The organism is Parendozoicomonas sp. Alg238-R29 (assembly GCF_947331445.1).
Taxonomy (GTDB): domain Bacteria; phylum Pseudomonadota; class Gammaproteobacteria; order Pseudomonadales; family Endozoicomonadaceae; genus Sansalvadorimonas.
This window is the reverse complement of record NZ_CAMZOG010000011.1, coordinates 20916-45554: the sequence shown is the minus strand read 5'-3', so window position 1 is coordinate 45554 and position 24639 is coordinate 20916. Positions and strand designations below refer to the sequence as shown.

General features: G+C 47.2%; 23 protein-coding genes. 14 read left to right on the top strand and 9 right to left on the bottom strand.

Features of this window, described 5'->3' with window-relative positions; genetic code table 11:
• Nucleotides 1–199 precede the first annotated feature (199 nt).
• The 4 genes from QMA35_RS04675 (at nt 200) to QMA35_RS04660 (ending at nt 4186) form a co-directional block, all read left to right on the top strand.
• Nucleotides 200–1666, top strand: a complete 1467-nt coding sequence (locus tag QMA35_RS04675; RefSeq protein WP_281645971.1) for a GMC family oxidoreductase — start codon at nt 200–202, stop codon at nt 1664–1666.
• Complete coding sequence (locus QMA35_RS04670; protein WP_281645970.1) at nt 1663–2130, top strand: hypothetical protein; 468 nt, start codon at nt 1663–1665, stop codon at nt 2128–2130. Before QMA35_RS04675 ends, QMA35_RS04670 begins: the two co-directional genes overlap by 4 nt.
• The gene (locus QMA35_RS04665) at nt 2127–3698 is read left to right on the top strand and encodes an aldehyde dehydrogenase family protein (RefSeq protein ID WP_281645969.1); all 1572 of its coding nucleotides are present in this window, start codon (nt 2127–2129) and stop codon (nt 3696–3698) included. The genes QMA35_RS04670 and QMA35_RS04665 overlap by 4 nt, the downstream gene beginning before the upstream one ends.
• Before the next feature lie 179 nt (nt 3699–3877).
• Entirely contained in the window at nt 3878–4186 is a 309-nt protein-coding gene (locus QMA35_RS04660; RefSeq protein WP_281645968.1) for a hypothetical protein, read from the top strand.
• A gap of 8 nt (nt 4187–4194) precedes the next feature.
• On the opposite strand, the gene QMA35_RS04655 is transcribed toward QMA35_RS04660, so the two are convergent.
• Genes QMA35_RS04655 through QMA35_RS04645 form a run of 3 tightly spaced genes read right to left on the bottom strand, consistent with a single transcriptional unit; the run spans nt 4195 to nt 7398 of the window.
• Nucleotides 4195–5034, bottom strand: coding sequence for a ThuA domain-containing protein (locus tag QMA35_RS04655; RefSeq protein ID WP_281645967.1), 840 nt, complete (start codon nt 5032–5034; stop codon nt 4195–4197).
• 36 nt (nt 5035–5070) lie between these two features.
• On the bottom strand, nt 5071–6768 hold the full coding sequence (locus tag QMA35_RS04650) for a GMC family oxidoreductase (protein ID WP_281645966.1): 1698 nt from the start codon (nt 6766–6768) through the stop codon (nt 5071–5073).
• Between the two features lie 9 nt (nt 6769–6777).
• Nucleotides 6778–7398 carry a gluconate 2-dehydrogenase subunit 3 family protein gene (locus QMA35_RS04645; protein ID WP_281645965.1) on the bottom strand — a complete coding sequence of 207 codons (621 nt, stop codon included), beginning with the start codon at nt 7396–7398 and terminating at the stop codon, nt 6778–6780.
• Nucleotides 7399–7718: 320 nt separating this feature from the next.
• On the opposite strand from QMA35_RS04645, the gene QMA35_RS04640 reads away from it, so the two are divergent.
• The 7 genes from QMA35_RS04640 (at nt 7719) to QMA35_RS04610 (ending at nt 13967) form a co-directional block, all read left to right on the top strand.
• Complete coding sequence (locus QMA35_RS04640; RefSeq protein ID WP_281645964.1) at nt 7719–8624, top strand: putative 2-dehydropantoate 2-reductase; 906 nt, start codon at nt 7719–7721, stop codon at nt 8622–8624.
• A gap of 110 nt (nt 8625–8734) precedes the next feature.
• Nucleotides 8735–9121 carry a hypothetical protein gene (locus tag QMA35_RS04635; RefSeq protein WP_281645963.1) on the top strand — a complete coding sequence of 129 codons (387 nt, stop codon included), beginning with the start codon at nt 8735–8737 and terminating at the stop codon, nt 9119–9121.
• A 37-nt stretch (nt 9122–9158) separates the two neighbouring features.
• Nucleotides 9159–9788: a DUF2796 domain-containing protein gene (locus tag QMA35_RS04630; RefSeq protein ID WP_281645962.1), complete on the top strand. Its 630-nt coding sequence runs from the start codon at nt 9159–9161 to the stop codon at nt 9786–9788.
• Nucleotide 9789: 1 nt separating this feature from the next.
• Nucleotides 9790–10536 (top strand): ABC transporter ATP-binding protein, encoded by a 747-nt coding sequence (locus QMA35_RS04625; RefSeq protein ID WP_281645961.1) that lies wholly within the window; start codon nt 9790–9792, stop codon nt 10534–10536.
• Nucleotides 10536–11798: an ABC transporter permease gene (locus QMA35_RS04620; RefSeq protein ID WP_281645960.1), complete on the top strand. Its 1263-nt coding sequence runs from the start codon at nt 10536–10538 to the stop codon at nt 11796–11798. The genes QMA35_RS04625 and QMA35_RS04620 overlap by 1 nt, the downstream gene beginning before the upstream one ends.
• Nucleotides 11799–11824: 26 nt before the next feature.
• Complete coding sequence (locus QMA35_RS04615; RefSeq protein ID WP_281645959.1) at nt 11825–12343, top strand: DUF3299 domain-containing protein; 519 nt, start codon at nt 11825–11827, stop codon at nt 12341–12343.
• A gap of 52 nt (nt 12344–12395) precedes the next feature.
• Nucleotides 12396–13967, top strand: a complete 1572-nt coding sequence (locus QMA35_RS04610; RefSeq protein ID WP_281645958.1) for a sodium/solute symporter — start codon at nt 12396–12398, stop codon at nt 13965–13967.
• A 253-nt stretch (nt 13968–14220) separates the two neighbouring features.
• Here the strand turns inward: QMA35_RS04610 and QMA35_RS04605 are convergent, their stop codons facing one another.
• The 5 genes from QMA35_RS04605 to QMA35_RS04585 form a co-directional block, all read right to left on the bottom strand.
• A complete protein-coding gene (locus QMA35_RS04605; protein ID WP_348650927.1) occupies nt 14221–15654 on the bottom strand; it encodes a mannose-1-phosphate guanylyltransferase/mannose-6-phosphate isomerase in 1434 nt (477 codons plus the stop codon).
• A gap of 173 nt (nt 15655–15827) precedes the next feature.
• Nucleotides 15828–16784, bottom strand: coding sequence for an ABC transporter permease (locus QMA35_RS04600; RefSeq protein ID WP_281645957.1), 957 nt, complete (start codon nt 16782–16784; stop codon nt 15828–15830).
• A complete protein-coding gene (locus tag QMA35_RS04595) occupies nt 16781–17761 on the bottom strand; it encodes an ABC transporter permease (protein ID WP_281645956.1) in 981 nt (326 codons plus the stop codon). Before QMA35_RS04595 ends, QMA35_RS04600 begins: the two co-directional genes overlap by 4 nt.
• A gap of 87 nt (nt 17762–17848) precedes the next feature.
• Entirely contained in the window at nt 17849–19477 is a 1629-nt protein-coding gene (locus QMA35_RS04590) for an ABC transporter substrate-binding protein (RefSeq protein ID WP_281645955.1), read from the bottom strand.
• 73 nt (nt 19478–19550) lie between these two features.
• Nucleotides 19551–21290, bottom strand: a complete 1740-nt coding sequence (locus QMA35_RS04585) for an ABC transporter ATP-binding protein (RefSeq protein ID WP_281645954.1) — start codon at nt 21288–21290, stop codon at nt 19551–19553.
• A 617-nt stretch (nt 21291–21907) separates the two neighbouring features.
• Here QMA35_RS04585 and QMA35_RS04580 point away from each other — a divergent pair.
• Complete coding sequence (locus QMA35_RS04580; RefSeq protein ID WP_281645953.1) at nt 21908–22309, top strand: hypothetical protein; 402 nt, start codon at nt 21908–21910, stop codon at nt 22307–22309.
• Between the two features lie 89 nt (nt 22310–22398).
• Here QMA35_RS04580 and alaE read toward each other — a convergent pair whose 3' ends face one another.
• Nucleotides 22399–22827, bottom strand: coding sequence for an L-alanine exporter AlaE (alaE, locus tag QMA35_RS04575; RefSeq protein WP_281645952.1), 429 nt, complete (start codon nt 22825–22827; stop codon nt 22399–22401).
• 389 nt (nt 22828–23216) lie between these two features.
• Between alaE and thiM the strand changes: the two genes are divergently transcribed.
• Nucleotides 23217–24023, top strand: a complete 807-nt coding sequence (gene thiM, locus QMA35_RS04570) for a hydroxyethylthiazole kinase (protein ID WP_281645951.1) — start codon at nt 23217–23219, stop codon at nt 24021–24023.
• A complete protein-coding gene (locus QMA35_RS04565; RefSeq protein ID WP_281645950.1) occupies nt 24014–24526 on the top strand; it encodes an SCP2 sterol-binding domain-containing protein in 513 nt (170 codons plus the stop codon). The genes thiM and QMA35_RS04565 overlap by 10 nt, the downstream gene beginning before the upstream one ends.
• Nucleotides 24527–24639 lie beyond the last annotated feature (113 nt).

The following is a 24639-nucleotide window of genomic DNA, read 5'->3' as shown; positions in this document are numbered from 1 at the left end:
AACTCTACTTTCACAAGAGTTTCCACAAGAGTTTCTATGGGTATCCCTGAGGGCTGTTCCTTTGATCAGAAAGGTGTAAAATTGGAGCCTTATTGGTACGTGAGTACCTTTTAGCTCATTACACTAATCCAGTCGCCTGTTGTGGACAGAACATCCTGCACCGACAGCCGCCGTTTTTAGCTGGGACCTGAGCCTGAAGATGACAACAATAAAACGATTTTACGACTTCATAATTATCGGTACAGGAGCATCAGGCAGTGTATTAGCACATTACCTGAGCGCCGCCGGAGCGGATGTCTGCCTGCTGGAAGCAGGAAAACATTACCGTGCGGATGAATTCCCTGCTAATGAACTTCATGCCAACACTCAACTGATGTGGAATGGCGGTATGGACCCCAGCAAAGATGCTCACACAGTATTCCTGCGCGGCAAGGTGGCTGGCGGCGGCACTATCATTAATAACTGTTTGCTGGATCGCTTTGACGATATCGCTCTGGATGATTTCCGTAATAAATCCGGTGCGGATTTCTACAACCGAATGACAATGGATGAACATTACAGCGAGATCGAAAACCGCTTGAATCTCGAATACATTCCAGAGTCAGACTGGAACGGTAACGCCCACCTGTACGCGGAAGGATTCGACAAACTTAACCTGAAGCGAGCGGCTCTGCGTCGCGGTCAGAAAAACTGCGACAACAAAAACAATGACTGCGTTGTTTGTCTCGGCGGATGTCCACGGGAATCCAAACAAAGTATGGCGGTGTCTTTCCTGCCGTCTGCTCTTTCCAAGGGCGCAGTGTTAAAAGATCAGTTTCATGTTCATCAGGTTGTTCACGGCCCGCAGCAGGTTGCTGTTTACGGTTCCCATAAAAGTGAATATCAGGTGCTCTACGCCCGCAAGTGCATACTTGCTGCTGGAAGCCTGGGTTCTACTGAATTGTTGTTAAAGTCTGGATTTGCGGAAGACTTACCTGCACTGGGGCATGGTTTTCACTGCCACCCCCAGTTTATGACTATTGCCCTTATGGATGAGATTGTGGATTCTCACAAAGGTGCTTTTCAGTCGCTGAAATCCGATGACCCTCGCTTCCGCAAACAGGGTTTTAAGCTGGAAAATGTTTTTGCTGGCCCTGCAGCAGTTGCCATGCTGAAAACCGGTTTCGGCTCTCATCATCAGGAATTCATGTCCAAGTTTCGCAATATGGCCTGCATTGAGGTTGCGGTACGTGATGAAGTTCCCGGCACCATCAAACTCAACAACAATGGCCGTCTGGTTCTTGATAAGCCACTGTCAGATATAGATCGTCAGAAAGCTGAGGCAGGTAAACAGCAAGTTCGTGATATTTTCGAAACGGTGCATGCGCAGGAAATCATTGAATCCCCCTTGTGTATCGCCCTGCACCTGATGGGCGGCTGCAATATTGGCCAAAAGGCGGCAAATTCTGTTGTTAACGAAGGCTTCCAGGTACATGGCTTTGAAAACCTGACCATTGCCGATGGTTCCATTTATCCGATGGCTCCTGGTATTAACCCTTCACTCTCGATCATGGCCCAGAGCCACCGGGCCAGTCAGGCTCTTCTGGCAGAGTTTGGGCAAACCCTCGGCGGCGCATCAGAAATAACTTTCCCCAGTGAGGCAATAGGTCAGGAGGTCAGCCTGTGAGCACCACAACATACACAACCTCCCAACACCTGAACCAACGACAGCTACAGGCAGTCTGTCGTATTGGCGACATTATGGTTCCCTCAGATAATGACTTCCCATCCTTTTCTGAATCGGGGTGCCTGTACAATATCGATACCATGCTGGAACCCACGCCAGAAAGTGACCTGAAATCCTTAAAACTGGTTCTGACCTTACTGAGCTTTCTACCTCTCTCAGCATTGCGGTGGTTACTGGAATCTCTGCAGAAGGCAGACAATATGCCAAAGTGGAGTGACGCTTTAGCTTCTCAGCTACGTCTTCTGTTATTCGGGTTACGGGGGATCGTTTTCACGCTTTATTACGCAGGGCAGGGCAACCCTTACCGGCCCAATCGCGTCCATCACGTCATGGATTACCACGTGTCATGTAAACCAGATATACCTAACGCCAAAAATAAAACTCAGGAAGAACGCCCGCTATGAGCGAACAGACAACCCTTATACACGACACATCATCCATTCCTGTTTGCTCAGCAGTCACCGGACAAACTGTTTACCAGCTCCAGGAATCCGGGCAAGAAGGGGTCAACACCCTGTTTGAGCAGGCTCGTACCGTTGCCAGGGAGTTACGGCAAACACCATTGAAACAGCGCCAACATGCTGTTGAACAGGTGATGGATTACATCCGTGACAACCGGGATCATATTGTTGACCGCATCTGCGACGAAACCGGCAAAACCCGTACTGATGCCCTGGTTTCAGAAATCATGGGAGTATTAGACAATCTTGAGTGGAATGTTCATAACGCCCCGAAAATTCTTAAAGACGAAAAGGTCGCCACCCCCATTACCCTGCTTGGCAAAAAGTCACGAATTTTCCACGAACCTTACGGCGTAATACTGAAAGTCGCCCCATGGAATTATCCGTTCCATATCGCGATGACGTTCTCTCTCGGTGCTTTTCTGGCTGGCAATGCGGTGATCTTAAAACCTTCTGAGCAAACCCCACTGCAAGGTTTACTTGAAGAGGTTCTTGCTGCTTCTCCGCTGATCAAACGTGCGGTTCAGGTAGCTTATGGAACCGGCATAACTGCCCAGCAGCTGATTGCAGCCCGACCAGACAAAATATTCTTTACCGGCTCAACCCGCACAGGAAAACGCATTCTTCGTCAGGCTTCTGACCTGCTGATTCCTGCTGAAATGGAACTGGGTGGCAAAGACCAGATGATTGTTTTTGACGATGTGAATCTTAAGCGCACCGTTGCAGGTGCTCTCTGGGGCGCATTGACCAATGCCGGACAATCCTGCACATCCGTTGAGCGACTCTACATCCACGATTCCATTTACGATGAGTTTGTAAAACAGCTCGTTACTGAAACCGAGAAGCTGGTCGTTAACACTGGAGATCGTGGTGATTCCGATATCGGTGCTATAACTGCGGGTTTCCAGCTGAATATTATTGAACAGCATGTGGAAGATGCCCGCAGCAAAGGGGCAAAGATTCTTACCGGAGGCGCACGCCTGGGAGATAACTTCTACCTGCCCACTGTGATTACTGACATTACCCCCGATATGCAGCTGCATACCGAAGAAACATTTGGCCCGTTGATCCCTGTTTATCGTTTCAGCAGTGAAAAGGATGTAATCCGGGAAACCAACAGTTTTCAGTACGGCCTCTCTGCCAGCGTGTGGAGTAAAAACCTGAACCGTGCTGAGCGGGTTGCTCGGGCTATCGAAGTAGGCGCAGTTTCTATCAACAACGTAATGCTTACTGAGGGTAACCCCGCCCTGCCCTTTGGTGGTCAAAAAGAAAGTGGATTTGGCCGCGCAAAAGGCGCTGAAGGCTTACGGGCCTTTACCCGCAGCAAATCCATTCTGATTGATAAGCAGAGCGGTATCATCGAGCCGAACTGGTATCCGTACACCATGAAAAAGTACCGAATTTTCGATAAATTGATCGAGGTCTTGTTTACCAAAAGTCCTGTTAAATTATTGAAGCTGGCAGTGACGGGTATGAAGTTGGAGGGGGAAGCTAAACAACCACGAGGCTAGAGCCGGTTGAGGTTTTGTCTTCGGCTCAGTGGCTATAAAAGCAGCCAGCTGTAAGAGACCTGGCAGCTTTCAGCGCCACTGCGTCGTATGCTTAATTGAGAACGCCCCCTAGTTTCATAAGGGCAGACAAGTGATAATAAGAATCTCTCCAGAAACCAATAATAACAAAAGAATTTATAATGGCTGGTCAAATATCGTTGAAACTTCCGCTTGCTGTCACCATTGCAACAGCCTGCTACCTGTACTTCCTTCTACCCGCCACCAGCAGTTTCTTTTTCGAGCTTTACCATGCTGTAGAAATCGAGTTCATTTACTGGCTTTATTCTGGCTTCAAGGTCGCATCCGTTTATTTGCCTCGCTGGGAACACTATGAGCTAGCGATTATTGCCAGTGGGTGTTTTGTAGGTGGGACAATGATTCTTTGGCGTATTCTGCGACACTCTCGTCGTGAGAGTGTCGCTGATACAAACCAATCTCAGTTAACATAAGAGCTATTTTATTGCTGTTGAAGCAACCAAAGCGAAGCGGAACCAAGTAAAGCCCGATAGTCTTTATCCTGATAAGCCTCAGCCCTATGCCCCAGCGCTGAGTAAAAGACCGTACCTTTACCAACTTTATGGTGCCAGACCAGAGGATGATCTCTGCCCATCTTTAATTTTTCAGGCACCTGATACTCAGTCTCATCTACAGTAATCAGAATGTCTGCGCCATATCCCCGAGGACTTTTCTCAAAGCTGTACCATTCCTCATACCAGAGTTTGGTTTTCGGCATATGCGCTGTGGCCGGATGAATCAGATCTTCAGTAATTAATGTGGCATCCCGAAACTGGGGAAACACAGGATGACCGGTGAACTGCGCTCTAATCAAGTTATCGGGCACCCACTGCCACTCATACTCTTCATTACCGCCCGTACCGTGAAGCCCAAGAAACTTACCGCCCTTCTCCATATAGGATTGAAGCGTAACACGCTGATTTTGAGTTAAGACATCGCCGGTGACGTTATTCCAGATAATTAAATCAAAATGACTTAACAACTCCGGATTATGAACCGCAGCATTCTCGGTAATGTAAAGATCCCAGCCATTACTGTTGGCAAATTCATCAAATAACTTTTCAGCAGCAGGAATTGCTTCCAAGTGACGGTAGCTATTGGTCTTGGAAAACATCAGGACTTGAACATCCTGCTCAAAGGCAGGCAGTTGTGGTGCCTCAGTTTCATAAACCGGAGTTTTGAACAGCTCATATTTCCATAGCTGATACACAACAAATAAAGCTGCTGTCAGAGCAAGCAGCCCTAGTACAATCAAGAGTTTGTAGGCAATTGTTTTTATCATTTTCCTGGCTCTTAAAATAGCTCTTAAAATAACTCTTTAGATAACACCCTTACGCAACTCTTTCACTGCATAATCACAAGCTCTGGCGGTCAATGCCATATAAGTCAGTGATGGGTTTACGCAAGATGATGACGCCATACAAGCACCATCAGTGACGAACAGATTGGGAATATCGTGAGATTGATTCCAACCATTCAGCACAGAAACTTTCGGATCACGCCCCATGCGGGCCGTCCCCATTTCATGAATACTGCTGCCTGGCGTACTGAGGTTGGCATTGGTTTCCATATACACGGCACCCGCTGCACGATAAATACGATCTGCTGACCGCTGAATATCTTTCGCCATACGCTGCTCATTATCTCCAAAGGCCATATCCATGCGCAGCTGCGGAATACCAAACCGATCGGGGCGAGTTTCATCCACTAATGCCCGGTTGTTATAACTGGGAAGGTTCTCTCCAAAGGCACCCAATACCCAAACCCAATATGGAGCTGGTTTACGCAGCGTTTCCTTCAAATCAACACCAAAACCTTTCTGGTTGAAGTGAAAACGCCAGTCCGGACGAACAACATCAGTCTGGATGCCATAACCTCTTAGAAAATTTTCCTCTCGTCTATTGCCCAGATTTTTAAAGCGAGGAATATAGGAACCCGTTGGACGAAAGCCAAGATAATATTTATCGATATCATCGGCAAACACTCCAAAGTGCTGCACCTTGATATGATCCATCAGATAATGACCCAAAACACCACTGGAATTAGCCATACCATCAGGAAAGTGTTCAGATTTAGAGTTCAACAAAATCTGGGTACTGGCCAGCGTTGAAGCACAGAGGAAAACCAGTTTGGAACGGTAAGTGATCGGCTCTTTCGTTTCCACATCAATGACTCTTACACCAGAAACCCGGTTGGTTTTTGAGTCATACTCCAAACGTTCAACCACGCTGCCAGAGCGTAAGGTTAAACGACCGGTGGCTTGCGCCGCAGGCAAAGTTGAACTCTGGGAACTGAAATAACTGCCGGTGGAACACCCCCGTGGACAAGGGCCGCAATAATGACAGGCCGCTCTGCTCCCAAGGTTTTCTGTGAGAATAGCTGTGCGCCCCATAGTCAGGGTCAGCTCCGGCATTTTATCCTTTAATCTGGCTTTTATCGTTTTTTCCAGAGCATACATTTCCATGGGCGGCTGAAACTCACTATCAGGCAACTCAGCTAAACCTTCCTTCTGACCGCTGATACCAACAAATTTTTCAACATAGCTGTACCAGTCTTTGATATCACTATAGCGAATAGGCCAGTCAGTACCGTGTCCATCCCTGGCATTGGCCTCAAAGTCCATGTCACTCCAGCGATAGGTCTGCCGGCCCCAGATAGTTGAGCGCCCGCCTACACCGTTGGCACGAGTCCAGCGATAAGGTTTGCTCTCATCGTAAATGTATGGATTGTCACGATCATTATTAAAGAAATGCCGGGTAGTGGCATCAAAGGCGTAACACTGACTTTGGATTGGGTAATCCCGCTGATTCTCTTCCCGGTCTGCTTTATTAGCAAACGGCACCTGCCAGGGAGGCGCGTGCTCACCAATATAATCAAGACCATGTTTTTTATCTGGCCCACGTTCCAGTACCAGAACATTTAAGCCTTTTTCAGTGAGTTCTTTTGCTGCCCAGCCTCCGGTAATTCCGGAACCCACGACGATGGCATCATACATACGATTTTTATCAGCAATCATGGTAAGTCCCTACATCACACGAATTGTTGACCAGGTGCTTTCACCTTCATCAAGCCCATATTCACCATCAAACGACATTGGCATGGGGTTATGCCGCAAGGTTTCCTTGGCTCCAACTTCCGATGAGTAAAAACCAAAGATGGTCAGTTCTTTGATCTGACAGATAAACGGTGCACCCTCTACAAAATCCCTTTGTACATTCCCAAAGTTGTACCATGGCGAATCACTGGCTTCTTTCTCCAGTATTTCGAGAATACGAGTGCGCTGGCTTGCATCCAACTCGGTGAAACTCTTTTGATAATCCTGCTGACTTAAACGGGTAACCTGCTCCAGTCCTTGAAGAAATATATTTTTTTCCTTCTCTACCAGCCATTCAGCAACCATAGACTCCACAAAAACCGGAACACCAGCATCAATGGCACCGGGGGTATCTGTGCGAGGAATAATTGTTTCTGTAATTTGAGCAACCAGTGCCCGTTGATCATCTGAGAAAAAAGACTGCGGCTGCTCGGTAATCGATGGCCCCAGAGCAAGATGGGCATTCTGATCCTGCCCCAGACGGGCAATAACAGATGTGGCAAATCCGGAAACAGCCAATGCTGTTGTTGCCAGAAACCAACGCCTGTTCATGAATATACCTTTTTATTATTCGATTTGATCCGTGTTTTATAAAGCATTAAAGGCTCAGAGTCATTTACGAGAAATGACAGACTGACTGTTCTTTTCCCTTAACCATGCCTTGAACCATTTTAACCACATACCAAAACCGAAATCACAACTGGGCAAACATATCGGCTCACCGCTGTATGAATTCTTTACCGAATAGGCAACCACGGATGAACACCACCCCACGTTTATTATTGATACTCCGAACCAGCTTATGAACTTGCCGATTCAGTAAAGAAGTGTCAGCCTTTAATAAATCCAAGAATCGAAATGACAGGATAACTATGACAGTTGCAGTACTGGGTGGCGGAGCTGTTGGCGGGTTGTATGGTGGTATGCTGGCTCAAGCGGGAGAGCAGGTCTGCTGGCTGCTTAATAGCGACAGAGATCATGTGCAACAAAACGGTTTGAAAGTTGATTCCGTATTTGGTGACTTTCGTATTTCAAATCCAGACGTTTATGCCAACGTGGCACAACTTCCAGAATGTGACCTGCTGCTCGTTGGACTGAAAACAACCCATGTATCTGTGCTATTCGACACCCTGGAAAAAATGGCTCATCCAGGATTGACAGTTTTAATCCTGCAAAATGGACTTGGGCTTGAGCAGCAAATTGCGGAGAAATTTCCCGCTGTCAATATTCTCGGTGGACTCTGTTTTGTCTGCAGTAACAAGATTGGTCCCGGACATATCTCTCACCTGGATTATGGCGCCATTCGTCTTGGAGCTTTTCGGCCAGAAGATCAGCCCTCTTATGAGATCTGGAGCAACAAGCTGGAACAAGCCGGCATTCCCATTCAGAAATCCGACAACCTGACCCGGGCTCGCTGGGAAAAGCTTGTGTGGAATATGCCATACAACGGACTGTCTGTGATGCTGGATCAATCCACCGGCCCCATTATGGCCCACCCCTCCAGCCGTGCCCTGATTAAAGACCTGATGCTGGAAGTCATTGCTTGCGCACAAAGCGAAGGCATCAGCCTTGATCCCTCTTTGGCTGACAACATGCTGGACAATACCGACAAAATGAAAGATTACCTGCCCAGTATGCTTTTGGATTATCGCTCTCAAAAACCGCTGGAACTGGAATATATCTATAGAAACCCTTTGAAGGTCGCAAAACAGGCTGGCATAAAAACACCAAAGCTGGATATGTTACTTCAACAACTTGAAGCCCAAACTGAGGCATAACCCACTTTCATCAAAATGAAACCTGTTATATTGTAACATCCGCATTCTGATCAACTCACAGCCTATGACTGCGAGTTCTATTCAGAGCGGAACAGAACAAAGCAGGTTTCATGATTTCCAGCATAGAGAAAACGGCAAACAACTTATATAAGCGTCCTTTCCAAGGCTCGCTGCTTGTGATTGTTTATCTATGTGTTGCCCTCTATTCCGTTAGCCACAGCCATAACGATTCCAATACACCGGAAACAAGTTTTGCACCCGCCTTTGTTGAACTCTATCAATCGCTGAGCCTTGAAGATCACGCCGAGCACTGGCACTCGGATCAGCATCACAGCACAACCTGTAAACTATTTGCTCAAACATCCCCCGTTGTTTACGGCGTGGGTACACATGTCGTTTTACGCCCCCCCCAACAGGTTGAGGTGGAGCGCACACCACTCTCAGCAAAAACACCGACCAGCAGGGTCACCCGTGCACCTCCGATTACGGTCACCTGATTCATTAAAACGACCTTAAAATTATCTGGAGTGAAACATGGGACACTTTTCCCCAAAGGCTGCCCGTCTGGCAGCAGTTATTGCATGGGCCACAGTATCTATGGGCGCATCGGCTGAAAGCCACACCCGCCATGCTGACGCACATATCCATGGCGAAGGTGGATTGAATTTCGCTATCGAGGGCAACCAGATTTATCTGGAACTCAAAACTCCGGGCTTTGATATTCTTGGTTTTGAAACAATTACCACAGAAGAACAACACCACAAACTGGAGGAAGCCTACAAGCAGCTGGGCTCTGCTGATCTGTGGAGGTTCACTCCCGCTGCGTCCTGTAAGCTGGTAGAAGCCAAAATCCCCGGAGCCGAGAACGGTCATGCTGAGACACATAATGAGCACGGCCACGATGAGCACCATGCCGAGAAGCATGATGAACACGAACACGATGAACATCACGCCCAAAAGCCTGACGAACATGATGAGAGTCAACACATGGATATTGAAGCCACTTACGTTTATCAGTGTTCCGACATCAAAAAGCTGAACAGTCTGGGGACAACATTCTTCACCACCTTCCCCAATAGCGAAGAGTTAAAGATTCAGGGCATTGCTCCTAAAGGTCAGGTATTCAGCCATCTGACCCAGGATAAGCCGGAGGTGCGTTTCTAAAATGCTCAGCTCTCACCCACCGGTTATTGCTCTGAAGGATATTCAGTTCAGCTGGAAAGCAGGCACGCCTGTACTAGATATTCAGGAATTGATAATCCGTCAAGGAGAAAAGGTTTTTATTCGCGGGCCATCAGGTTCCGGTAAAACCACATTACTTGGTCTTCTTGGCGGAGTACTCACCCCTGAGCGAGGGCAGGTTGCCGTGCTGGGGGCAGATCTTAATAACCTGTCTCCGTCGAAACGAGATCACTTCCGTGCGGAACATATTGGTTTTATTTTCCAGATGTTTAATCTGATTCCTTACCTTTCAGTTATTGAGAATGTGACGTTGCCCTTAGGCTTTGCTGACGCAAGGAAATACAACATTATTCAAACAGGCGTTGAAGAAAAGCAGGAAGCTATACGATTACTCAATCATCTGGGCCTGACTGATCCTGAACTTATAAAACGCAGTGTGACTGAACTCAGTATTGGTCAACAACAAAGGGTTGCAGCGGCCCGGGCTCTGATTGGCAAACCCGATATTATTATTGCTGACGAACCGACGTCTGCACTGGATACCGATACCAGAGAAGCATTCATCAAACTGTTATTCGAAGAGTGCGAGGCCGCAGGCAGCACGTTAGTTTTTGTCAGCCATGATCCAACTCTGGAGCCACTGTTTGACCGATCCATTCCCCTCCATACGATCAACCGAATGAGCCAGCACTGGCTCGCGGAATCTTCGAATGAGCAGGAGACAGCCTGATGACTGTGATGGCGCTGGCACTGAAAAGCCTGAAAAACCGAAGAGTCACGGCTCTGTTAACAATCTTCTCTATAGCCGTAAGCGTGGCGCTATTGCTGGGAGTTGAGAAGATTCGCGTTGAAGCCAAGAACAGTTTTACCAGCACTGTGTCTGGCACTGATCTGGTGGTGGGGGCACGCAGCAGCTCCCTGAATCTTTTGCTCTACTCAGTGTTCCATATTGGCAATGCGACCAACAATCTCACTTGGGAAACCTATCAGGATCTTTCATCCGACCCAGCTGTTGCCTGGGCGGTGCCTATTGCTCTCGGAGATTCCCACAAAGGTTATCGCGTTGTAGGGACTTCAGATGCCATATTCCAGCATTTCCGCTACGGCAACAAACAGCTCCTGTCTTTCGTAGAAGGAAAACCATTTAACAAACTTTATGATGCCGTACTGGGGTCAACGGTTGCGCAGGAACTGGGGTACATCATCGGACAGGATGTTGTTCTCAGTCACGGTGTAGAAAGCCGTAGCCTGCAGAATCATGATGATAAGCCTTTCCGTGTGTCCGGTATTCTTGCACCAACAGGCACACCCATGGACAGAGCTATTATGATTTCTCTGGCGGGTATTGAAGCGCTTCATATTGATTGGGTTAATGGGGCGCCCCCCATCGCCGCTTTCTCGGTTTCCGCAGGCAAAGCCGAAGCCATGAACCTGTTGCCCACCAGCGTAACTGCTTACTTTGTGGGTTTAAAATCCCGTATCGCGGCATTTCGTTATCAACGTAAAGTCAATGAGTTCCCCCAGGAATCTTTAACAGCCATTCTTCCCGGTGTCGCTTTAGGTGAACTCTGGCAACTCGTTGGCTCTGCAGAGAAAGCCCTGCTGGCCGTTTCGGTTATGGTAGTGATTGCCGGGTTGATGGGAATGCTGACCACGATCCTTACATCTCTCAATGAAAGACGACGGGAAATGGCTATTTTACGCTCTGTTGGCGCCCGCCCCTGGCATATCTTTGCGCTGATGATCACAGAGTCCCTGGTCTATGCACTGATAGGTACACTGTTGGGCTTTGTATTGATGTACGGCCTGCTATTTGCCGTTCAGCCCATTCTCCAGAGCAACCTTGGCCTGCACCTTAACATTACTCTGCCAGGACAATTCGAGGCTGTTCTTGCAGGAATCATTGTTATCAGCGCCACCATTCTTGGTGCTATTCCAGCGTGGCGGGCATACAGAAATTCATTAGCTGACGGCCTGACAGTACGTCTGTAAGATAATAATAAGGTTGAGGACAAAATATGTTTAAACGTTTAACAGCATTCTTCGCAGTACTGCTTATAGCCGGGTTCCCTATGTTTTCCCAGGCAAAAGACACTGGAAAAAAAACCATTTTCGAAGAAATCAGCTGGGAAGCTCTTATGCCGCCGGTTGATGAAGCCGTGGTCAAAAAATATGAAGCGGGAGAGATGGACCGTGAAGACGTTATGGATTACATGGAAACCCTGGGGAATACACCAGTAAAAACCCTTGATAAATCTCAGGTGAAAATTCCCGGCTTTCTTGTTCCCCTGAATCTGGATAAAAACCAGATGGCGACAGAGTTGCTGCTGGTGCCTACTCTGGGGGCCTGTGTCCATACACCACCACCGCCACCTAACCAAACTATTTATGTGCGCTATGACAAAGGCATCAAAGTAACCGAAGCTGGCTACACGCCTTACTGGATAGAAGGCACAATTAATGTTGAGAAAAACACCTCCCAGTATACCGACACGCTTTATGGCCTGAATGTTTCTACCATTGTGGAATACGAGTAAACACTGCCATATCTTCTATAGTTGCCGCAGTTGATCGATTGCGGCTTTTTTTATGTCTTCACTGGATTGGACAATCATCTGTGGGTATTTAGTGTTGATGATTGTTGTCAGCATAATACTCGGTAAGAAACACCAATCCCAAGAAGATTATTTTTTAAGTGGCCGTAATCTTCCCTGGTGGGCCGTAGGCGCTTCCACTATGGCTACCCAATCCTCTGCCATCAGTTTTATTTCTATTCCGGCATTTGTGGCTCTGAATGAAGGTGGCGCCTTAACACTCCTGCGCATGGAGCCCGCTGTACCGCTGGCTTTGATAATCGTGGCCGCCCTGCTGGTTCCTTTGTTTCGCAAGCTCTCTTTAATCAGTATTTATGAATACCTGGAACTTCGCTTTAATCGCACCGTTAGAAAGCTTGTCAGTGCCCTGTTTCTGTTAAGCCGGGGTCTTGCTGCCGGTATTAGCACTTATGCCACTTCTATAGTTCTTTCTGCATGTTTGCAACTGCCCATCTGGCAGATGGTTTTATTAATCGGCATTGTCACGGTTCTTTATGATGTGATTGGCGGAATGACGGCCGTTGTTTACTCAGATGTTATTCAAATGATTATTCTGGTAGCAGGCTTGGCTATTTGCCTTGTTTACACCATGCCAGATGGCGGAATCGCGGAGATCAATCACTTTCTTTCATCAGAGCATCAGACAACCCTGAACCAAAGTTCAACAAATCAGGTTCCCCTGTGGGTTTTTATTGTCTGCAGTTTATTTCTTTACCTGTCTTATTACGGTGTTGATCAAAGTCAGGCTCAAAGACAGCTTTCCGCCCAAAATGACCAACATGCTCGAAAATCACTGTACTTTAATGCCCTTGGCCGACTTCCTCTGCACATGCTATACATCGCTTTAGGCATAACCTTGGGTATTTTTCTCCAGAAAGAACCCCTGCTTCAAACAGCTATCTATGAAACCAGTGATGCTTTGGTTCCCCTGTACATCATCCATTATCTACCAGAAGGTATTCGAGCATGTATTGTTGCCGCTATTCTGGCTGCGGCTATGTCCAGCCTTGATTCCACCATTAATTCTTTATCTGCCGTTACAATAGAAGATTTTCTTCCTCGGAAAAACCAACTCAGTTCGCAACAAATACTATGGGCTGGTCGCTTAACAACAGCTCTTTGGGGCGGGCTGATTATTCTTCTGGCACTTACAACTAAATATTTTGCTGACACTGTCATTGAAGCGATCAACAAAGCGGGGTCGATTTTCTATGGCCCGATATTGGCAGCATTTATTGCCGGTATTTTATTTAAAAGAGTGTCAGCCAAAGGAATCCTTACAGGTATTCTGGCAGGCATAGCTCTGAATATCGGTTTGTGGTGCAGCCACTCTGTGCACTGGATACTCTGGAATCTAACAGGTTTTACCACTGCAATTTGCATCGCTCTTTGTCTGTTTACTCATAAGTCTGGCTATGACGATTTACTAAGCCAAAGCAATAACGAAAATACCTCAAGTCTTGCTGCCGTAATCGATACACGGTCAAGTCACCTTGTACTCACGGCATTTGCCTTCGCACTCACTGTTATTCTCTGGGTTCTTGAAGCTCAAATTATTAGGGTTTGAGCGCCTTGAGAACCTCAGAAACCATTGCCCCACCCAACATAAGAACCAGCAGGTCAACTGATTTATGAGTTTCCAGTCTCCTAGCTGGCTTTGCAAAACCGTAGTCCAACGATTCTCGTAATTATGCCGATGGCCAATCAGAGGATTAAAACCCCAAGTTATGGAATCGCCGAAACACAGAACTGTTTTCATTATGCCTCCCAACCATCATTGGCAAGCATAGGGGAAGATATCTGATTTCACCCAGTGCGGATTACGGGTGTCCGCAAGAGTGCGTAAAACGCACAATGTCATCTTCTCCAAGATAACTGCCGCTCTGCACTTCAATCAGGTGCAGGGGAACCTTGCCGGGATTCTCTAGACAGTGAACCTCTCCAATAGGGATAAACGTGGATTCATTTTCTGTCACAAGAAAGGTTTTTTCTCCGCACGTAACTTTTGCCGTGCCCGAGACTACAACCCAATGTTCAGCACGATGAAAATGTTTCTGCTGGGAAAGACTGGCGCCGGGATGCACTGTAAGACGCTTTACCTGAAACCGATCACCACTGTCGACCGTGTCATAAAACCCCCAGGGGCGAAACACTTTACGATGCAGTTGCGCTTCTGAGCGTTTCTGGCGCTGAAGGTTTTCTACAAGCGGTTTCACCTCCTGAGCACGATCTTTATCCGCAACGAGAATGGCATCATCGGTTTCGACAACTACCAGATTTTCCAACCCAATACAGGCCAGCAGTTTCTTTTCTGCGCGCAATAAACAATTTTGGGAATCCAGACTGATCACATCACCATCAACAGAATTATTATCACTATCTTTTGGAAGAACATCTGCAAGCCCTGACCAAGAGCCGATATCCGACCAGCCTGCATCCAAACCAACCATCACAGCTTTCTCTGTTGTTTCCATAACCGCATAATCAACCGATACCGCCGGACACACCAGAAATGCTTCTTTGTTTATACGGGTAAAATCAAGGTCGGAGGTCTGAACAGCCATTGCCTGCTCACAGGCTGCATAAATGTTTGGCCTGAACCGCTTTAACTCTTCCAGATAAACAGAGGCACGAAACAAAAACATACCGGAGTTCCAGTAATAGCCACCACTGGACACATATTCCTCAGCTGTTGCCTTATCTGGTTTTTCAACAAACTCAGCAACAGCCATTAACGGACTCATGTCAGCGGACGACAGAGAACTCACCTTGATATAGCCATACCCTGTTTCAGCACGATCAGGCGTTATGCCGAAAGTCACAAGATTTCCCTTCTCTGCGGCAGATACAGCATCTCTCACTGATAGATGAAACGCCTGTTCATCCTGAATCACATGGTCAGCAGCCAGCACCAACAATAAAGGATCATTTTCATCAGCCAAAGCCTGAAAAGCCGCAAGGGCAACAGCTGGCGCAGTATTCCGCCCTTCTGGCTCAAGCACTATAGATGTTGTCTCACAGTTCAGTTGGCGGAGTTGTTCTGCGACCAGAAAACGATGCTCTTCATTGGCAATCACCATGGGAGGCTGCAGATTGTCTAACTTGTCTAACCGCTGAATCGTATTCTGAAACAGAGTGTATTGATTAACCAAAGGCTGAAACTGCTTGGGACACAAAGCACGGGATTGCGGCCAGAGGCGAGAGCCTGTGCCGCCGGAGAGAATAACGGGAAGAATCATGGAATCATGTACCATGCAGCTTTATCCTTAAAGCCAAAGATTCAGAAAACACGTTTAGAATACTCAGACATTCACCTATCTTTGAAAGTAACCAATTTTCACCCTGTTTGCGAATACCATTTGGCAAGCACAAAAAACCGCCGAATATCGGCGGTTTTTTTGCTTCAAGCTCTGCGGGCAATGAAGGGTTAACCTTTATAAAGCTTCGGGTTCATTACATCCCGCAACCAATCACCCAGAAGATTCATTACCAATACCAAAACCACCAGCACGATTCCAGGAATAACTGTAATCCACCAGCTGCCAGAGAAGATATATTCAAAACCACTGGATATCAGTGCTCCCAGCGAGGGCTGCGATACTGGCATCCCCAACCCAAGGAATGAAAGAGCCGCTTCACTGATAATGGCGTTCGCAATTTGAACGGTAGAAATCACCAAAATTGGGGACAGGCAGTTCGGCAATATATGGCGGAACATAATCCGGCCGCTACCAAAGCCCATAACTCGCGCGGCCTCAACATACTCTTTCTTTTTCTCTGCCAGTACAGAAGCACGAATCGTCCGTGCATATTGCGGCCACTCAGCAATACCTATTACCAGTATCAACATCAGCATGGCTAACTGGCTATAGAGCTCCGAACCAAATGATGCCTGAAACACTGCCAGCACAATGATGGCAACCATCATAGTTGAGAAGGAAAGTTGGATATCTGCCACTCGCATGAGGAAGCTATCAATCCGCCCACCAAAGTAACCGGAACTCAGGCCGATGATGATTCCCAGACACATCTGCAACATCACAGCACAGAGACCAATGGTCAGGGACGTTTTCATACCATAGAGAATGGTACTGAAGAGGTCACGACCCTGATCATCTGTACCCAATATGAACCGTTCTTCACCCTCTTCCGCCCAGAAAGGAGGAAGCTCTGAATCCATAATATCAATTGTGGCCAGATCATAAGGATTAGTGGGTGCAATAACGGGTGCCAACAAAGCTGAACCCGCCATTAACACCAAAACCACAAAGGAAACTATGGCAACCTTGTCTCGCTTAAAGCTGTACCAGAAATTGGACTGCAGGAATCTCTCCAGCCGCCCCGGGACAACAACATCATTCCTAGCCGAGGTGTCAGTGCTCATTTATCACCTCCAGCCAGGCGCACAGTTGGATTAATCAACCCATAAATCAAATCAACAAGGGTATTTACAACAACGAAAATTGCCCCCACAACAATCAGGTAAGCCACAATCAACGGTGTATCTACACGGTTTACAGCCTCAAGGAACAGGAAGCCCATTCCTGGCCACTGGAATACTGTTTCAGTCAGAATCGTGTACGCCACCATGGTGCCTATTTGCACACCACCCACAGTTACCACAGGCAGCATCGTATTTTTTAACGCATGAAGAAAATAGATTCGAGCCTTTCTCAAACCTTTGGCCTTGGCGAATTTCACATATTCTGTATGTAAAGCTTCAACCATTTCGGAACGAATCAAGCGAATAAACAGCGGCAACATAATACTGGCCAAAGACACACAGGGCAGGATCAAATGCAGCAAACCATCTTTATTCAAATACCCGGTTTCCCAGACTCCCCACACGGGAACCAGCTCCCCCCGCCCATAAGACGGTAACCAGCCGAGTTCAATTGAAAACAGATAGATACAGAAAATAGCCGTTAAAAAAACAGGAACCGATATACCCAGAATACTGAAACCAAGAATAGCTCTTGTCAGTACGCTGTGAGGGCGAATAGCCGCATAAACACCCGCCGGAATAGAAATAACAATAATGAGCAGGGTGGCGCCAAAGGTCAGCTCCAGAGTGGCTGGCAGCTTGGCAAGAATCACCTCAAGAGCCGGTTCCTTAAAGAAATAGGATTGCCCCAGATCTCCCTGAACAGCACTACTTAAAAAGCGACCGTATTGTGTGAGAAATGGATCATTTAAGCCAAGCTCATCACGTAACTGCTGACGCTCAGCTTCGGAAACAGATTGACCAACCATCTCACGCAGCGGATCGCCCAGATTATCCTGGATCGAAAAACTGATCAGGCTGATCACGAACATAACAATCAGCGCCTGCACAAGACGCCGGGCAAGAAATGCAAGCATGAATTATTTCACTATTAAATGGGCAGTTTGCTGTTTGCGGGTGGCTGCAGCAGAACTCTGCCCACAGCCAGCCACCAACTGCTTCTCTTACTCTTTAACGACCAGATCACCCAGGTATGGGAAGTCCATCACGTTAACAACTTTGCTGACACCAGCCTTGGAGCTTGCACCCCAAGCCAGGTTCTGCCAATGCAGAGGAATAAAGGCCGCTTCGTCGTATAGCGTCTTCTCAACCTGTTGCAACATAGCAGCACGCTTGGCTGGATCAGTTTCACTACCAGCGGCTTTCACCAAAGCATCAACCTCAGGGTTGCAGTAGTTACCAGAGTTGTACTGTCCCCAACCAGTTGTTTCATCAGCACAAGCAGTCAGGTACTCGGTAAAGTTGGCAGAATCTTCTGTATCTGCGTGCCAGCCAATCATCATCATGTCAGCGGAGCGCTTATCAAACTCTGGCCAGTATTGCGCTTTTGGCATGGTTTTCAGATCAACTTTGATCTTGATCTTGGCCAGCATGCTGGCAACCGCCTGAGCAATTTTCTCATCGTTCACGTAGCGGTTATTAGGCGCCGCCATGGTGATACTGAACCCATCTTCGTAACCAGCTTTTTTCATCAACTGCCTGGCTTTTTCAAGATCAAAGCGCGGCTTCAACTCTTCTACATAACCAGCGTACCCTTTAGGACCTTGCTGAGCAGCAGCTGATGCAAAACCTTTCATGACACTCTTAACGATGCCTTCGTTGTTCACAGCATAGGCAATAGCTTGACGAACGCGTTTATCTTTAAACGCCTCTACCCGCTCTTGGTTCATCTGGAACGTAATGACACGAGTTCCTGACATGGTTACCAGATCTGTGCCATCTGTACCATCAACCCGCTTGTGATCAGTAGGCGGAACCGGTGCAATAAAGTCAACATCGCCAGACAACAGTGCAGCAACACGAGTTGGCGCCTCCTTGATAGGAGTGAGAACAATTTCGTCAACGTTTCCAGGGGACTGCTTATCCCAGTAACCGTCAAAGCGATCAAATATAACTTTCACGCCTTGCTGACGTTCAGTTACACGGTAAGGACCTGTACCTGAATGGTTTCGAGACGCATAAGTATCCGCATGCTTCTTCAGCAGATCTTTTGACTGACCCTTGTCGTCCTGCCCAGTGTAGAACGCACTATCCATTGGGAACACATAAGTAGCAGCGTTCAGAACCAGAGGGAATGGACGCTTGGTTACCAGGTCTATTGTGTATTCATCAACAACATTCATGCCTTCAAAGGGTTCAAAAACACCTTTGAAATCCGGACTGGACAACAATCGATCAAACGTCCACTTCACATCTGTTGAAGTCAGCTCATTGCCAGAATGGAATTTCACACCCTTCCGCAGATGGAAACGTACAGTCAGATCATCAATCCGCTCCCACTTTTCTGCCAAACGCCCATCAAACTGCAGATTATTATTCCACCGTACCAGCGGGTCAAACACCAAATGGGACATCTGCAGAGTACCACCAGACAGCTGCTCATGAGGATCCAGAGAAACCGGATCAGCATCGTAAGCCATCTTCAAAACAATATCCTGAGAGGCAGCCGTAGTTACCGGAGCCGGATCAGTTTTAGCCACTTCCGGTTTTTCGCCTGTGCCAGAAAAGTAATAGGCACCTGCGGCGATTGCACCGGCTACAACCACACCGGCCAATATTTGATTAGTCTTCATTGTGATGATTCCCCCCTACGGGCTTTGTTTCTACTATTTATTCAAAAATTTGTTATTTTTATTCACTACTTAATTACACCACTGCCTTATTAAGGGGCATTTCAACATCCAGCCCGTCACGGGACAAATGATCAAGATGCGGCATTACTTCAATAAGGTTGCGCGTGTATTCTTGCCGCGGATTGGCGAATAACGAGTCAGAGTCGTTAATTTCAACAATCCCGCCCTGCTTCATCACGGCGATTCGGTCACACATCTGTCGAATAACCGGTAGATCATGACTGATAAACAGCATGGTTAAACCCAATTCATCTTGCAGGTCTTTTAACAAATTCAAAATTTGTGCCTGCACAGACACGTCTAACGCCGATGTCGGTTCATCACATATCAGGAAGCGGGGTCGGGTGGCCAGAGCACGGGCAATAGAAATCCGCTGTCGTTGACCTCCAGAGAACTCGTGAGGAAAACGTTTACCAGCGGCAGCCCCCAGCCCTACATGATCAAGAAGATCGTTGACAATCTGACGGATTTTCATTTCTGATTCCGCTAGATCATGAAACCGAATAGGTTCAGCGATAATATCAGACACGGTCATCCGGGAGTTCAGGCTGGAATACGGGTTCTGGAATACCATCTGAATCTGTCGACGTAATGGACGACGCTGCTTTTCAGACAATGCTCCCAAATCCTGGCCGGCAAACATAACTCGACCATTATCAGGCCGATAAAGGCCAGCAATAACCCGGGCTGTTGTGGATTTACCAGAACCGGATTCCCCCACCAGACCAAAGGTTTCGCCGTCCTTCACGGTAAAGGAAACATTATCAATAGCCTGAACATACTTGCGGTTCTTTTCCAAAAACGCAGATTTGGTAACAAATCGCAAGTCCAGATTCTCAACCTTTAGTAATTCTCCATTTTCTACGGAGCCAAAGCTTTCCTTAACACCCAGCCAATGGTTTTTTACATCAATGGGTTTGCTTTCCGCCTTCTCAATATATTCCACACGAGGGAAGCGATGCACTTTAACATCAACCCGGGGAACTGCACTGATCAGACTGCGGGTATAGGCATGCTGCGGACGCTCAAGAACATCCATAGTTGGCCCGCACTCCATCAACTCTCCTTGATAGAGAACCGCAACCCGATCCGTGGTATTGGCGATAACACCCATATCGTGGGTGATAAGAATGCAGCCTACATCCCTTTCTTTGCACAGTTTACGGATCAGCTCCAACACTTGATTCTGAACGGACACATCAAGAGCGGTCGTAGGTTCATCCGCAATAATCAATTCAGGTTCACCGGCCAAAGCGATAGCAATAACAACCCGCTGACGCATACCTCCGGAAAATTGATGGGGATACTGTTCCAAACGCAATTCCGGCTCTGGAATACCAACAGCATCCAGTAGTTCAAGAGCGCGCGCTCTGGCGGCTTCTTTATCAGCACCCAGAGTCGCCTGAACTGTCTCCATAAGCTGAGTGCCGATGGTGAGCAGAGGATTCAGTGATGTCATTGGATCCTGGAAAATAAATCCAATGCGGCGACCACGCACTTTACGCATGGCTTCATCATCTAGGTTACGAATGGAATCTCCGGCCAATTTGATAGAGCCATCAGCAACACGCCCCGGCGAACTCAATAGATTCACAATACCATTGCCGATAGTGGACTTCCCTGCGCCAGATTCCCCCACCAGCCCAAGAATCTCTCCCTTTTCTACCTGAAAGGAAACTCCCTTAACCGATACAGCAACCCCGTGACGGGATGGAAACTCAATTATCAGATCATCGACACAGAGCAGTGACATGCTCTTCCCCTCTCATTAAAGCAAGCTCTAACAACTGTTTTTATGTGATTCAAACCGATGTGTAGATATAGAGATCATGATGACAATCGGTCTTTTTTGTACAGTGTTATGCAGCCAGAGCTAATTCAATAAAAAAACGACCGAAAAGCTCTATTTCCTGCCCCACAGTCGTTTCATGCTTTTATTTATTTAGAACGATACAAAATGCAGGCTTTTCATCTAAACACGATCTTTTTTTGACTATACCAGAAAAAAAAGTCGCTTCGGAAATCTACCTTTCCTCTTCTATATCAATTACTTACAAAACACAGAGACATAAAAAAATTCCTATCTACAACATTAGTGGCATTCTTCCATTTCTTTGTGCCTACTACAAATTCTTCTGAAACAATTCCTGAATACAGTTCTGGAGGTATTCTCTGGAAAACAGAAAAAGAGGAGTCTTTTTGCCTTTCTGCCTCGCCTATTCAGATGAAACTGAAGAAAAGGTATCGCTGCCAGGTATCAAAATTGGTACCTCACCGGAGTCCTGCTGGATATGGACTGACACCGCATCAGCCTTTACAAAAGTAGAAGACAACTGCCGGATACCAGTTGTGCTGCTTCCATCCGATGTCATGGCTCTGTCTTGGGTTAAAAACACTAAGACATCAACAAACATGCAGTTTTTTTCACTACCAGAAAAAAGTGACCAACTGGCAAACAGGCCGATTTTCTGTAGCCCATATTGCGGGAAAAAGGTTCAACCTGGTGTTATCAGCAGAGAAACTGGAGAATGCGTGATACCCAGCGAAAATGGCTCTCTTCGCTTTCCCTCTGGAGATTTTTACATTACGGCATTAACTGTTAATCAGGGCTACAGTGGTAAAGCCCTGTTTTTGGCGGGTACAGCAGGCGCAGCTGGGAGTGGTGTGATCGTGGGAACGGTCGCTGATACAAGTGTTGCTGCTGGTACAAGTATTGCTGTTTATGGTTTCATCACCTTTGTAAAATTTATTATTGATAAACTAAAACGTTAAAACTCAACCAAGCAGGCACCCTGAACCTCCGGAAATTTAACAATTCAGGGGCCTGCATGACGCAACACCTGCATGACATAACAGTTGTATCAAGCAAAGCGGAATTCGGGGACAAACCGGTTACGGCAAAACTGCATCCAGAGTCCATAAGGGCGAGCCATAAATACCATCGCACCAATCTGCCCAACGGCCGAGGCCAGAATCGTTTCGATGTCTGCACCTGTTGTCGCAAGAATGGCCATATAAACTGGCATCTGAAACACTATAAAAGCGAGAATATCCAACAGGGTTCTGTGGAATTGCCCAGCTTTTTCGGCATTGCCTTTATCCAGTACCCAGTCTCGAAATACGCCGTAAGGACGGGCAATAACCAGATTCACCGGAATACTTAATAGCCTCGACTGCAAACTCTGGGGAATCGTCAACCCCATCAAAAGCTCAACAGAACCGCCAACAACAAAGCCAAAAAGAATCAGAGAAAAGATATCCGCAGCAATAATACGCTTGGAAGCAGACACCGCAACCACCATTTTATAATAAAATCAGAACAATACTTCCCTGCCCAATTAACTTGGGAACAGGTCAACTCAACAAGAACAGGCAAAAAAATAAGCCAGAACAGGCATTATCAGTGCTAGTGCGAGGCACTTTACAAGCAACCAACAGCCCTAACAACAGTGGAAGGTATATTAATTACCGCACAAACCAAATAAAGTATTTACAACCAAACAAGATGAAAAACATGCATTTTAAAACCAAAAAAAGACAACGGACAGGAATTATCACCAATCAAAAACAATACTAATTTCTCATATTTTCGAACAAAAAAGATCATCTCTGACCCATATCAAAAAAAGCCCTCAATCACGACTGCTACAATCCTCACGGAGTAAATGGATCCTCAATAATGCTTCTGAAAAAAAATCTGTTAAATAGTCTGGCAAAACTACACCAGACAACCCCACTGGTTCACAACATTACCAACTCGGTAGTCATGAACAATACCGCCAACGCCCTGCTGGCTATTGGCGCTTCACCAATCATGTCGGATGCGGCAGAAGAAATCTCTTCCATGACCGGCATTACCAATAGTCTGGTTATTAACATTGGTACCCTGACCGGGCGCACAACAATGACAATGAACGATGCAGCCAACCACGCAAAAGCAATTGGTAAACCATGGATTCTTGATCCTGTTGGTGCTGGAGCCACACAATTCCGTTTAGATACAGCCAAACAGCTTCTGGAATATAATCCTTCTGTTGTCCGGGGCAATGCTTCTGAAATTCTTGCACTGTTCGTAGGGGAGTCTGGCGGTCGTGGGGTGGACAGCCTCACGGAAAGTCAGGCCATTATTGAAGAAGCAGTGAATGCCGCTCGCCAGCACAATACCGTTATTGCGATAACGGGCGCCACAGACATTATTACCGATGGCCGCCAAGTCATCAGCTTGAGCAATGGCCATCCCATGATGGCTCGGGTAACCGGAACAGGTTGTACGTCTTCGGCACTTGTTGGAGCATTCCTTGGTGTAGAGGACCCTTTACTTGCCGCAGCAACAGCCCTCGCCTGTTTGGGTGTTGCTGGAGAACTCGCCAGCAACACCAGCCGGGGGCCTGGAAGCCTGCAACTTAATATTCTGGACGAGCTTTACAACCTCACACCGGAAACACTGGATCAACATCTACGCATGGACGTTTCACAATGGGATTAGCCAACACCCTGAGTCGACTGTCTCTCCCACCCAGTTCCTGGTTGTTCCACCCCATCCGCATTCTTCCCTGGGAAATACGCAATAAGCCTCTGGAACTGGCACTGAATCACGCTTTTCAGCAACCACTTGAAGAGGATGAGTTTGATGCACTGGAAGGCCGCTGGCTAAAAGTGACTGTGTCTGACCTGCAGCTGGATTTTTATGTCACCGTTTCAGATCGCAAAATGGTGATGTCTGGCCCTCGCTCCTGCGATGTGACGTTCCGGGGAGAAAGCACCAGCTTTCTGACGCTGGCAACTCGGCAGGAAGATCCAGATACACTGTTCTTTAACAGAAAGCTTGCTATTGAAGGTGATACCGAACTGGGACTTGGGGTAAAAAACATGTTGGACAGCCTGGAGCTGGACCAGTTACCCAAAGCTTTGCAGTGGGCAGTTAACCGAACAGAAGAATTTCAGCAGCTTTGGAAAACACACTCCCCGCTGGCAAAAACATCCGATTAAAAAGGCCCTTGAAAAAGAATTGTCGGGCTTTACTTCGCTTTATTGCCCCCCCACGAGTGCAGCATCGACCTACCCAACTGCAGGTCGGTGCTGAGCAACGAAAAGTCCGCCAA